Annotated in this window: 11 protein-coding genes; 8 read left to right on the top strand and 3 right to left on the bottom strand. The window is 36.5% G+C overall.

What is annotated here, in order from left to right; all coding sequences use genetic code 11:
- Positions 1-29 precede the first annotated feature (29 nt).
- The 4 genes from CER22_RS23055 (at position 30) to pheA (ending at position 5,614) form a co-directional block, all read left to right on the top strand.
- Positions 30-806 carry an ABC transporter ATP-binding protein gene (locus CER22_RS23055; protein WP_000114530.1) on the top strand — a complete coding sequence of 259 codons (777 nt, stop codon included), beginning with the start codon at positions 30-32 and terminating at the stop codon, positions 804-806.
- The gene (locus CER22_RS23050; protein ID WP_088609680.1) at positions 781-2,703 is read left to right on the top strand and encodes an ABC transporter permease; all 1,923 of its coding nucleotides are present in this window, start codon (positions 781-783) and stop codon (positions 2,701-2,703) included. Before CER22_RS23055 ends, CER22_RS23050 begins: the two co-directional genes overlap by 26 nt.
- A 49-nt stretch (positions 2,704-2,752) precedes the next feature.
- On the top strand, positions 2,753-4,666 hold the full coding sequence (locus CER22_RS23045; RefSeq protein ID WP_088609679.1) for an ABC transporter permease: 1,914 nt from the start codon (positions 2,753-2,755) through the stop codon (positions 4,664-4,666).
- 96 nt (positions 4,667-4,762) lie between these two features.
- Positions 4,763-5,614 carry a prephenate dehydratase gene (pheA, locus tag CER22_RS23040; protein WP_088123453.1) on the top strand — a complete coding sequence of 284 codons (852 nt, stop codon included), beginning with the start codon at positions 4,763-4,765 and terminating at the stop codon, positions 5,612-5,614.
- A gap of 112 nt (positions 5,615-5,726) precedes the next feature.
- Here the strand turns inward: pheA and CER22_RS23035 are convergent, their stop codons facing one another.
- From CER22_RS23035 to CER22_RS23025, 3 genes are all read right to left on the bottom strand, one after another.
- Positions 5,727-6,374 (bottom strand): MOSC domain-containing protein, encoded by a 648-nt coding sequence (locus CER22_RS23035; RefSeq protein WP_048541383.1) that lies wholly within the window; start codon positions 6,372-6,374, stop codon positions 5,727-5,729.
- Positions 6,375-6,457: 83 nt separating this feature from the next.
- Entirely contained in the window at positions 6,458-7,000 is a 543-nt protein-coding gene (locus tag CER22_RS23030) for a transcription repressor NadR (protein WP_000812272.1), read from the bottom strand.
- Positions 7,000-8,142, bottom strand: coding sequence for an IscS subfamily cysteine desulfurase (locus tag CER22_RS23025; RefSeq protein WP_000973754.1), 1,143 nt, complete (start codon positions 8,140-8,142; stop codon positions 7,000-7,002). The genes CER22_RS23030 and CER22_RS23025 overlap by 1 nt, the downstream gene beginning before the upstream one ends.
- Positions 8,143-8,294: 152 nt before the next feature.
- On the opposite strand from CER22_RS23025, the gene nadB reads away from it, so the two are divergent.
- The 4 genes from nadB to exsA all read left to right on the top strand — a co-directional run.
- Complete coding sequence (gene nadB, locus CER22_RS23020; protein WP_088609678.1) at positions 8,295-9,824, top strand: L-aspartate oxidase; 1,530 nt, start codon at positions 8,295-8,297, stop codon at positions 9,822-9,824.
- Between the two features lie 19 nt (positions 9,825-9,843).
- Positions 9,844-10,677 carry a carboxylating nicotinate-nucleotide diphosphorylase gene (gene nadC, locus CER22_RS23015; protein ID WP_087985320.1) on the top strand — a complete coding sequence of 278 codons (834 nt, stop codon included), beginning with the start codon at positions 9,844-9,846 and terminating at the stop codon, positions 10,675-10,677.
- A 30-nt stretch (positions 10,678-10,707) separates the two neighbouring features.
- Positions 10,708-11,814 carry a quinolinate synthase NadA gene (nadA, locus tag CER22_RS23010; RefSeq protein ID WP_088609677.1) on the top strand — a complete coding sequence of 369 codons (1,107 nt, stop codon included), beginning with the start codon at positions 10,708-10,710 and terminating at the stop codon, positions 11,812-11,814.
- Between the two features lie 226 nt (positions 11,815-12,040).
- The coding region (exsA, locus tag CER22_RS23005; protein ID WP_088609676.1) for a spore coat assembly protein ExsA at positions 12,041-13,396 on the top strand (1,356 nt) is incomplete at its 3' end.

Genomic DNA, 13,396 nt, shown 5'->3' with positions numbered 1-13,396 from the left:
TAAGAAGAAAACACATAGGGGGATTAGAAATGAGTGTTCTTGAAGTAAAAGGATTAACAAAAGTGTACCAATCAAAAGGTTCAGTAGCGACGACTGCTTTAAACGATATAAATTTTAAAATAGAAGAAGGCGAATTTGTAGGAATTATGGGGCCTTCAGGGAGCGGGAAAACAACGCTTTTAAATTTATTAGCAACAATTGATAAGCAAACTTCAGGTCATGTGCTTGTAAATGGTGAAGAAATTAATCAAATGCGTGCTGCAAAATTAGCGGAGTTTCGCCGTACACATTTAGGATTCATTTTCCAGGATTTTAACTTACTTGATACGTTATCGATTAAAGAAAATATCATTTTACCACTTGTAATGGCGAAGAAATCTGTAAATGAAATCGATGCGAAAGTGCTTGAGATTGCAAAATTTTTAAATATCGAAGAAATTTTAAATAAAAAAGTATATGAAGTGTCAGGCGGACAACAACAACGTGCAGCAGCAGCGAGAGCGATCATTCATGAACCTACGCTAATTTTAGCGGATGAGCCAACTGGAAACTTAGATTCGAAGTCAGCAAAATCATTAATGAGTGCATTGCAAGATTTACATGAACAAAAGAAAGTGACAATTGCAATGGTAACGCATGATCCAGTAGCGGCGAGTTATTGCGAACGTATTCTTTTCATTCGCGACGGAGAAATTTTCTCAGAAATACATAAAGGAAGAACGAAACAAGCCTTTTTCCAAGAAATTCTGGACGTACTTGCGATGCTAGGAGGAGAATATCATGAACTTTCGCCAGCTCGCGCTTAATAACGTAAAAGGAAATTGGCGTAATTATAAAGCTTTCCTTATTAGTAGCTGTTTATCGATTGTCGTATTTTTCATGTATGCTTCCTTTATTTATCATCCAGATGTCGTAAGTGGTAATATTAGTATGAGAGAGATGATTTCAAAAGGGCTAGAATCGATGAATTATATTGTAGTCATCTTCTCAGCACTCTTTATTTTATATGCAAATTCAACATTTTTACGAGCAAGAAAAAAAGAGTTTGGTCTATTAACATTAATAGGTGGAACAAAATCTCAACTTGGCCGAATGATTATATTAGAACAGCTTATGTTAGGTAGTATTGCAATTGTAGTAGGTATTGGGCTTGGTATGCTTTGTTCGAAATTATTTTTCCAAGCATTAAGCGTAATATTGAAAATAGATAAAACACTTCCACTCGTATGGAATAGTAAAGCAATTCTTATTACAGCAGGTGTATACTTTATTCTATTTTTAATCCTATCATTGTTTAGCGTTTGGACGGTAGGACGCTTGCAAATTATTGATTTATTAAGAGAAGCAAGAAAACAAAAAGTAGAACCTTTTGCATTTACATCGTTATGTGTAGTTGGTATAGGATGTATTATTGTTGCATATGTACTTAGCTTCCAAGTGACATTTATGAATTTTATCATTCTGTTTTTACCGATTGTAGGGCTGACGATAGGCGGAACTTATTTACTGTTTACACAAGGTAGTACAGTCGTATTAAAGGCGTTACAAAAACGAAAAAAATCTTTTTATATATATCCAAATATGTTCGTACTTAGCAATCTTATTTATAAAATGAAAGATAATGCTCGTTTTCTATTTGTAATTTCTATTATTACGGCGGTTGTATCTTCAGCAGTTGGTACACTGTACGTGTTTTTTGAGGATATGAGTTATAAGGCAGCAACTAGTACCCCGCATGCTATTTCGTACGAGGAAAAGGGAATAAATACGCATAATGTCATAAAAGAAGGAAAAGCAAAAGAATTAATAAAAAAACACGGATTTGAAGATGTGCGAGAAGTAACGTACGTAAAACTTCCTGGAAGTCAAAAAATCACGATGTTTAACGGTGAACATGAAGTGCCGATGGCGATTATTTCAGAAAAAGAATATAACGCTGAAGTACGTAAACAAAAGAGAGAGCAAGTTAGAGAAGTTCATAATGCACCAGGTAGTGCAACGATGGTCATAATGGATATAGCGAACGACATGATGAAGATAGATCGTTCAAAACCGTATGAATTTAAAATGAACGGCCAAACGCAGTCTGTTCAATTAAATGAGCCAACTCCATTTTCTGTTTTTAATGATAGTGAATATCTCATTGTGAATGATCAAGATTTTGAGAAATACGCAAAGCTTGTACCAAATGAAGAAAAGACGAAATATTACGGTTATTATATAGAAGACTGGAAAAGTACGGAAGACCTTGTGTTAGATTTGAAAAATGAAATTGCACCAGATAAGCAAATGGAACTAAACAACTCAGTGCTTGCTTATAAAGATATAAGGGAATCAGGAGCAATTACGATGTTTATCGGTTTCTTCGTAGCTGTGCTGTTCTTTTTCTTCGCTTGTAGTATGACATACTTTAAATGGTTTAACGATAAAGAACAAGATCGTATTCAATTTAAATCGTTAAAGAGAATCGGTATGACAGATAAAGAAATTCGCAAAATTGCAATTCGACAAATGGGCGTTATCTTCTTTATCCCAATTTTAATCGGTGCAATTCATAGTGGATTTGCTCTTCATACGTTAGGGAAAATGCTTTATATCGATTTGTGGAAATCAGGAGCGATTGTAATTGGGGCATACGTTGTAGCTTCTGCGATTTACTTTATAATCGCGCAAAGAGGATATTTGAAACATGTGCAAAGCTAGAGAAATCTCTAGCTTTTTGCCTATGTAGTAAGTTATAGGGGGACGATAGATGAACATTCGGCAACTAGCGCTGCAAAATATAAAAGGAAATTGGCGTAATTATAAAGTGTTTTTCTTAAGTAGTTGCTTTGCAATATTCGCGTCTTTTGCATACATGTCTGTCATTGTACATCCGTATATGCAGGAGACGATGTGGTATCAAAACGTACGCTGGGGACTTATTATATGTAATATTATAATCATTTCTTTTTTCGTCATATTTATTTTGTACTCTACTTCTATTTTCATAGAAGCGCGTAAGAAAGAATTAGGGTTATATATGTTAATGGGAGCAACGAAGTCTAACGTAATAGGAGTAATTATGACCGAGCAAATATTGATCGGGGTATTTGCTAATATTTTCGGTATTGGGCTTGGTATGATCTTTTTAAAGCTCTTCCTCATGGTGTTTAGTATGTTACTGGGGCTTCCGAAAGAACTCCCTGTCATATTTGACGTGAGAGCGATTGGGGTAACGTTTATTACATACATGGTTGTTTTTATTCTGTTATCTTTTATAAGTGCTTTACGTATATGGAATATAAAAATCATTCGGTTATTAAAAGAATTTCGCAAGGATAGAAAAGAGAAGAAAACATCAATGCGGCTTTGTATATTCGGATTTATTTGCTTAGGTATAGGATATGCGTTAGCGTTACAAGCGACTATACCAACGATAGCATTCTATTTTTTTCCTGTGTCTATACTTGTCTTTTTCGGAACTTATTTTTCTTTTACACACGGCACTGCTCAAATATTAGAAATAATAAAACGAAATAAAAAGATTATGTATACATATCCGTATTTATTTATAGTGAATCAATTGTCACATCGAATGAAGGAAAATGGTCGTTTTTTCTTTCTAATGTCAATGGCAACGACGTTTGTAGTTACGGCAACAGGTACGGTGTTCTTATATTTTTCTGGTATGCAAGATATGTGGCGGAGCGGGGGCGTACACTCATTTTCTTACATAGAAAAGGGTACTTCTTCTCATGAAGTCTTTGCGGAAGGCACGGTTGAACAATTATTGCACCAATATGGATATAATGACTTTCAATCTATGAGTTTTGTTGGAGTGTATGCATCTTTTCAGTCCAATAAGGGAGAAATAGAAGTAGCGCCGCTCATTAAAGAAAGTGAATACAATCAAGAGGCAAGAAAACAAAAACAGAAAACGTATCATCCTAAAAAAGGAACAGTTATACTCGTTTATTATAATAAATACAATAATTCGAATGTATATAATCAAAAAGAGATTCAATTGCAAGTAACGAATCAACCATATCAATTCGTATTTAACGGTCAGAAAGAAGGGGTTCAATTTAACCATCATCCTTCGCACATTAATGGTCTGTTCTTCGTCATGCATGATGAAGACTTTGACAGTATAGCAAATAAGGTTCCTGATTCTGAAAAAATGATATATAGAGGCTATACATTACCAAATATCGAAAATACGAAAGAATTAAATGAAGATTTACGGAAACATATGAAACAAGATAAAGATAATGCATTTCGAAGTAATATGGAGTTATATGTGAATATGAAATCGTTCGGTGATATTACTCTATTTATAGGATCATTCATTAGTATATTATTCTTTCTTACTTCATGTAGTATCGTATATTTTAAATGGTTTCATAATATTGCATCTGATCGAAAGCAGTACGGGGCACTTGCTAAGCTTGGAATGACGAAGGAAGAAGTGTGGAAAATTTCTCGTTGGCAATTATGTATGTTATTTTTTGCGCCAATTCTAGTTGGGAGTATGCATAGTGCAGTTGCGTTATATACGTTCCATAATACGATCTTTATGGATGGTTCATTACGAAAAGTAGGTTTGTTTATTCTGTATTATATCGCTGCATGCATCATGTATTTCTTTTTCGCTCAAAGAGAATATAGGAAACATTTAGACTAGCGAATGCTAGTCTTTTTTTAATATTCGAAATTTACATAGAAGAATATAAAAAAGTATGGTATAACAGTAAGAAAACGAAAAAGAGGGGAAAAGACGATGATTCGAGTAGGATATTTAGGACCAGAAGCAACATTTACAAATATGGCGGTGAGTCGTTTTTTTCCGGAAGCAGAGCATGTACCGTATCGAACGATTCCAGATTGTATGGATGCAGCTGCAAATGGAAATGTAGATTATGCAGTGGTACCACTAGAAAATGCGATAGAAGGTTCAGTGAATATAACAGTTGATTACCTCGTACATGAGCAACCACTTTCTATTGTAGGAGAAATTACAGTACCAATTCAGCAGCATTTACTTGTACATCCGCAGTATGCAGAAGTTTGGGAAGAAGTATATGCAGTGCACTCTCATCCACACGCTATTGCACAATGTCATAAGTTTTTAAATGAAGAATTAAAAGGGGTAACCGTCCGAGATATGACATCAACAAGTGCAGCTGCGCAATATGTGAAAGAACATCCTGAAGAAAAAATCGCTGCCATTGCAAATGAAGCAGCTGCAGAAAAATATGGATTAACGATCGTAAGACGTAGCATTCATACGCACAAAAATAATCATACACGCTTCCTCGTGCTCCATAAGAAAAAGAAAGCAATACTCCCAAATAACGGAGAAAACCGAGGGGAGAAAACGACGCTTATGATAACGTTACCCGCTGATTATGCAGGAGCGCTATATCAAGTGTTATCAGCTTTTGCATGGAGAAAATTAAACTTATCAAAAATCGAATCGCGTCCGATGAAAACAGGTCTTGGAAATTACTTTTTCTTGATCGATGTCGATAAAGCATACGATGATGTATTATTGCCAGGCGTAACGATGGAGCTTGAAGCGCTCGGTTTTTCTGTTACTGTGCTCGGGAGTTATTGTTCTTATTGGTTGTAAGAGAGGTGGATGAACTGTCGATATTTCCCTTCTAATTGCTGATATAATTTCATCGGATAATACATTTTGTGATAGATAAATAGAGTCCCACCTATAAATGGTGGGATTCTATTTATTTTAACTTCGCAAGACGATCCTCTAACTGCCCACGCCAAATATCGGCTAGTTCTGGAACAGCAAGAATCTTTTCGATGCCATCTTTATCTTTTCTATTATGAAAATAAATTTCGTTAGAGAACAAAACAGAAACATTGCGCGGTTGACGTTCTAGTAATGTAATTTTAGAATCTTTACGTACAGTACCTTCTTGAAGAACGCGACATAGATAACCAGTAAATCCAGTTGCTACAATGCGCGGCAGTATGCCAGGAATACCAAGGCGTTTTGAAATTGTGCTACAAGGTACTCTCGCTTGTGTCACTTGAATGATTGCTTCACCTAGTTGATATGTATCTCCGATGCAAACATCACGCTCTAACATATTTGTTACGGTAATGTTTTCGCCAAATGTGGAAGCTGGAAGCGTAGTTTGAAATTCTTCTTCCCATAGTGCGTAATGTTCGTGTGGGTACACACAAACTGCGCGGTCAGGTCCCCCGTGGTGTTTTAAATCGGCTACATCATCACCACGAAATCCATCTTTTGAGAGAAAAGCTTCTTCTGCAAGTTCTTTACATATACCAGTAATCATTTCTTTATCTTCGCTATATTTCATTTGTTTTGGTTTGCCAATGCTAAAGTGAACGAGTTCAATTCCCATGTTTGATCCCCTTTACAATTGATTACAATATTATATCACTAAAAAAGCACAGAGAATGATAAAAACTCTGTGCTTTACATGAATTAATAAACGAGAAATCCTGCTTTATCTAGTGCCTCGCAAGCAGCGTCTAATTTCTCTTTTGAATCTGCCTCAATTGTATGTAAGTGAATACCATCTGTTAGTTGCGAAAGATAGGAAGCATTCGTGTTTTCAATTTTTTGTAAATATTGCTCTACATCAAAGCGATTACTTACCATGATGGACGCTGTTAAGTCACCGTATACAGGATGCTCAACTTTTACATCTTTAATCGTAACGCCGTGGTCAACAAGCATTGTAAGTTCTTGACGTACTTCCGCTGGTTTATGTTGGCATACAATTACGCGTTCGAAAGCTTGTTGTTTTTCTTGTGGTTTTAAATATAAATACCCTTGAGCAGTCGCAATAATTGGTTCGTTTCGTGCTTTAAGCAAGGAAATATCTTGCACGATAACTTGTCTACTTACATTTGTCTTTTTCGATAGTTCATTCCCAGATAACGGTTCATTTGCAGCAAGAAGCCACTGAAGGATAAGTTGTCGTCTTTCTTCACCTAAAATCTTTTTTTGTTCATTTTGTTTCATTATGATTTAACACCTCTATAAAATTGATTTCCAATTGTGTGTAGTGCATGAATAGTAGTATCAATTTGATCTTTCGTTGTTTGTTGTCCGAAAGAGAAGCGAACATATTGTTTTGCCTCTTCATACGTTTTTCCAATTGCAAGCATTGTTTTCGAAGGTTCTTGTTTACCGACTTGGCAAGCACTTCCAGTGGAAATGGCAATACCATGGCGATTACATTCTAGCATTGTATATTGACCTTCTATTCCTTTTATTGTAACCCCAACAATATGTGGTAAACAAGAAGTAGAATGACCTTCTACTTGAATTTCTAGAGGAAGCGCTTGTAAATGTCTTAAAAAGTAGGATCGTAACTCTTTAAAACGTAAGCTCTCTTCTTGTTGATTTTTTAATATATTCTCAGCAGCTGTTAAAAAAGATGCGATGCCAGGAACGTTTACTGTACCTGGGCGAAATCCTTTTTCATGAGAAGTTCCTGGAAATATTTGTGCCCAGCGAACTTGGGGATTTATATAGCAAGCGCCAACACCCTTTGGTCCGTATATTTTATGTGCTGAAACAGAGAGACTATCAATTCCCATCTCAAAAACATTGATAGGAAGTTTACCAAATGTTTGTACACAATCTGAATGAAATAAAACGTTATATTTTTTTAAAAGTGCCCCGATCTCTGTGATGTTTTGAACGGTTCCGATTTCAGAGTTTCCATGCTGTATGCTTGCTAGAACAGTATTTTCTGTAATAGCTGTTTCTAAATCTTCTAAATGAATTAGCCCGTCTTCATCAACAGGTATTTCAGTAATGGTATACCCTTCTGATTGTAAGGATTGAAAATAACTTCGAATGGATGCGTGTTCCATAGGTGTCGTAATAATGTGCTTCTTATTTCGAGCATTGAGAAGGGATTGAATCGCAAGGTAGTTGGATTCCGAGCCACCGCTTGTGAAGAATGCCCCTTGTTCCTTTCCACCAATCATTTCAGCAAATGTTTTTCGGCAAACTTGTAATAAAGAAGAGGCTGTTCCTCCAATATCATGTAAACTTTGTTCATTTCCGAAGTATTGCGATGCTGCTTTCATATATGTGTGTAATGCTTCTTCACTCATAGGTGTAGTAGCTGCATAGTCAAGATATATCATCATGTAAGTTCCTCTCCCTAGTAAGAGTTACATTTCTTGTATTTTTTAAATGGTAGTGAAAATAAGAATTATAAAAAAACTCTTGTCATTATTTTAAAACTATGTAAATATAGGTGTCAAGACAGTTGAAAAGTGTAAAGTAGGAGGCAACAATTATGCCAAGTGCAGATGTCTTAATTATTGGAAGTGGCGTTGCGGCACTTCGTGTTGCGAAAGAGATTTGTCACGAAAAGAATGTGATTATTATCACAAAGGAAACAAATCGTAATAATAATACATATTTAGCGCAAGGTGGAATTGCCGCAGCAGTTGCTACATATGACAATCCAAATGATCATTTTGAAGATACGTTAGTAGCAGGATGTCATTATAACAATGAAGATGTGGTCCGTTATTTAGTCGAGGAAGGACCGAAAGAAATGAATAATCTCATTGAAAATGGAATGAAATTTGATGGAGATGAAACGGGTCCTCATCTTGGAAAAGAAGGCGCACATCGAAAGCGTCGTATTTTACATGCAGGTGGCGATGCAACAGGAAAGAATTTATTAGAGCATTTCATTCAAGAAGTAGCTCCGCACGTTACGGTAGTGGAACAGGAAATGGTGCTCGATTTTATTATAGAAAATGATAAATGTGTTGGAGTTTTAACAAGAACTAGTGAAGGGAAGTTGAAGCGTTACGTTGCAGATTATACGGTGTTAGCAACAGGTGGGATTGGCGGTTTATACGCCTTTACTTCTAACGATAAGACAATTACGGGTGATGGACTTGCGATGGTGTACCGCGCAGGCGGGGAGCTCGTAGATTTAGAGTTTGTACAGTTTCATCCAACAATGTTATACGCGAACGGGCGATGCTGCGGCCTCGTCTCTGAAGCTGTCCGTGGTGAAGGAGCTGTCCTTATGAATGGAAAAGGGCAGCGTTTTATGATGAATATACACCCTGATCACGATCTCGCACCACGTGATGTAGTAGCAAGAGCGATTCATGAGCAGCTTTTGGCGGGTGAACAAGTGTATGTAAATATCGAGTCTATTCAAAATTTCGAAGGACGTTTTCCGACTGTATCATCATTGTGTGAAAAGAATGGTGTCGATATAAATGAAAAACGCATTCCAGTCGTACCCGGTGCTCATTTTCATATGGGCGGCGTGAAAACGAACTGTGATGGGGAGACGTCCATTCCAAATTTATATGCGGTCGGTGAAGTAGCTTGTAATGGTGTTCATGGAGCAAATAGATTAGCAAGTAATTCATTATTAGAAGGTCTTGTGTTTGGAAAAAGAATAGGAAAACATATTTTAACGAAAGCGACAAAAGAAAGCTGGAACAACGTGGCTGGGAAGGAAAAGAAGTTTATCGTTCTGAATCATTTGCCGGCGAAAGAAGAAATACAAGAATGCATGATGAAATATGTTGGGATTGTGCGAACAGAGAAAAGTTTATCTTATGCAAAGAGATGGCTTAGTAAGTACGGTGTTCGAAATATGATATTACAACATGATGCTCTTACAAATGAAGAGATAACGCTTATTAATATGTTAACAGCCTGTGAGCTTATAGTCGTGTCAGCTTTGCAAAGAGAAGAAAGTATTGGTGGCCATTATCGAAGTGACTATCCAGATAGAAATAGCGTAAAAAAAGAGATCGTTCGAGTGAAAAGAAAACTACAACTTGTGTGATGAAGGGAAGAGGGGCTCTATGAACACGATAAAAGTGAAAGAAGCATTAAATCGATTTTTTCTAGAAGATATAGGAGAAAGAGATGTAACATCTCAGCTTATTTTTCCAGACAATTTACTTTCAAAAGGAACGTTTCTTGCGAAGGATACAGGTGTCTTTGCGGGGCGTTTAGTAATTGAAGAAGGATTTAAATTAATTGATGAAAGAATTGAAGTGGAGCTTCATAAAAAAGATGGAGATCTTGTAGAAAAGGGCGAAATAATAGCAACTGCGCAAGGACCAATTGCTTCGTTATTGACGGCAGAGCGCGTTATATTAAACGTTATCCAGCGTATGAGCGGGATAGCTACGATGACACATAAAGCTGTTCTTGCTTTAGCTAGCGGCCATACACGTATTTGCGATACTCGAAAAACGATGCCAGGGCTACGCATGTTTGATAAGTATGCAGTCGTGTGCGGAGGCGGATTTAATCACCGTTTCGGTTTATATGACGGTGTCATGATTAAAGACAATCATATTGCTTTTGCTGGTTCTATTACGAAAGCTGTTACATCGGTGAAAGAAAAATTAGGACATATGGTGAAAGTAGAAGTGGAAACAGAAACGGAGGAGCAAGTGAGAGAGGCTGTAGCTGCTGGTGCAGATATTATTATGTTTGATAACCGTACGCCAGATGAGATCCGGGAGTTTTCAAAGATTGTACCAAGTGCCATCGTTACGGAAGCATCAGGAGGCATTACAATTGAAGATTTATCGAAATATGGAAAAACAGGGGTCGATTATATTTCACTTGGAGCGTTAACACATTCAGTGAAAGCACTTGATATTAGTTTCAATATTGAGGCGTAAGGAAAGTGGCTTAGAGGGGGAGAAAGGAATATGAGTATTTTAGAAAAAGTGCAACCGATTGAAACGATGTTACCAGAGCGTTATTACACGATGACAACAGAAGAAATGGAAAAGCGTGTTCGTGAAATTAAAGTGAAAATGGGGAAAACACTATTTATTCCAGGACATCATTACCAAAAAGATGAAGTGGTACAATTTTCTGATGCAGCAGGAGATTCACTTCAGCTTGCACAAGTTGCAGCGAGCAATAAAGAAGCGAAATATATTGTATTTTGCGGTGTACACTTTATGGCAGAAACAGCAGATATGTTAACGACAGATGATCAAATCGTTATTTTGCCAGATATGCGTGCAGGTTGTTCGATGGCAGATATGGCAGATATTGAACAAACAGAAAGGGCATGGAAAGAGCTCGCAAAATTATTTGGAGATACGATGATTCCGTTAACATATGTTAACTCTACAGCTGCAATTAAAGCGTTTTGTGGTCGTAATGGCGGAGCAACAGTAACTTCTTCTAATGCAAAACAAATGGTGTCTTGGGCGTTTACACAAAAAGAGCGTCTTGTCTTTTTACCGGATCAACATTTAGGAAGAAATACAGCTTACGATTTAGGTATCCCATTAGATAAAATGGCAGTATGGGACCCACATACAGATTCATTAGAGTACGATGGAGATATAGAAGAAATTCAAGTGATTTTATGGAAAGGGCATTGTTCGGTTCATCAAAACTTTACAGTGAAAAACATTGAGAACGTACGGAAAAATCATCCGGATATGAATATTATTGTACATCCAGAATGTTGCTATGAGGTCGTTGATGCTTCGGATTACGCAGGATCAACGAAATATATTATTGATATGATTGAAGCAGCGCCACCTGGAAGTAAATGGGCAATTGGTACAGAGATGAATTTAGTGAACCGAATTATTCAGCAACATCCAGATAAAGAGATTGTTTCACTTAATCCATTTATGTGTCCGTGTTTAACGATGAATCGAATTGATCTGCCGCACTTATTATGGGTGCTTGAAACGGTAGAAAGAGGAGAAGAAATTAACGTTATTAGCGTAGATAAACAAGTGACTGAAGAAGCGGTTCTTGCATTAAATCGTATGTTAGAGCGTGTGTAAAGCAACGGTATTTCTGTTGCTTTTTTTCATGCATATAATCATAACGAGAACGAAATGGGCATACATTGTTTTGAAGAAATCATTGTGATTTTCTTATGCTTATTCCACTTCTAATCATATTGAAAATCGAAGAAGTGATACAAGTGAAAAGAAGTTAGCGTTATTTAGAAAGGGTTACTTCATGAGATTTGTTACTTATAGATAAGTTATACAGGAGGGGGAAAATTTGAAAATTCATATCGTGCAAAAAGGGGATACCCTTTGGAAAATTGCGAAAAAGTACGGAGTAGATTTTGATACGTTGAAAAATACAAATACACAACTTAGTAATCCAGATTTAATCATGCCAGGTATGAAAATTAAAGTACCATCAAACAGCGTTCACGTGAAACAACATGCTGGAGCAGGTTCATCACCTCCAAAACAATACGTAAAAGAAGTGCAACAAAAAGAATTTGCAGCAACGCCAACTCCGCTTGGAATAGAGGATGAGGAAGAAGTTACGTATCAATCAGCGCCGATTACACAGCAACCTGCTATGCAACAAACACAAAAAGAAGTGCAAGTAAAACCACAGAAGGAAATGCAAGTGAAACCACAAAAAGAGGTACAGGTAAAACCACAGAAGGAAATGCAAGTGAAACCGCAAAAAGAAGTGCAGGTAAAGCCACAAAAAGAGGTGCAAAAAGAAAAGCCAATTCAAATAGAAAAACCAGTTGAAAAACCGTCTGTTATTCAAAAACCAACTGTTATAGAAAAACAAAAACCAGCAGAAAAAGAAAACACAAAGTTTTCGGTAAATGTATTACCACAGCCGCCGCAACCACCAATAAAAGCAAAAAAAGAATATAAAATTTCAGATGTAATTAAAAAAGGAAGTGAGTTAATTGCTCCTCAAATTACTAAAATGAAACCTAATAACATCATTTCTCCGCAAACGAAAAAAGATAATATCGTGTCACCGCAAGTAAAGAAAGAAAATGTAGGAAATATCGTGTCACCACAAGTAAAGAAAGAAAACATAGGAAATATCGTGTCACCGCAAGTAAAGAAAGAAAACATAGGAAATATCGTGTCACCACAAGTAAAGAAAGAAAATGTAGGGAATATCGTGTCACCGCAAGTGAAGAAAGAAAATGTAGGGAATATCGTGTCACCGCAAGTAAAGAAAGAAAATGTAGGAAATATCGTGTCACCGCAAGTGAAGAAAGAAAATGTAGGGAATATCGTGTCACCAAATGTAACGAAAGAGAATGTAGTTATTCCACAAGTAATACCGCCAAATATTCAAATGCCAAACATCATGCCAATGTTGGATAATAATCAACCACCAAATATAATGCCAATCATGGATAATAACCCAATACCAAACATCATGCCGATCATGGATAACAACCAAATGCCGAATATGGATAATAATCAAATGCCAAATATGATGCCAATCATGGATAATAATCAAATGCCGAATATGATGCCGATAATGGATAACAATCAAATGCCAAATATGATGCCGATAATGGATAACAATCAAATGCCAAATATGATGCCAATCATGGATAACAATCAAATGCCAAATATGATG

Source organism: Bacillus sp. K2I17 (assembly GCF_002209985.1).
GTDB lineage: Bacteria > Bacillota > Bacilli > Bacillales > Bacillaceae_G > Bacillus_A > Bacillus_A wiedmannii.
The sequence above is the reverse complement of the archived record's forward strand: the minus strand, read 5'-3'. Positions and strand labels throughout refer to the sequence as shown.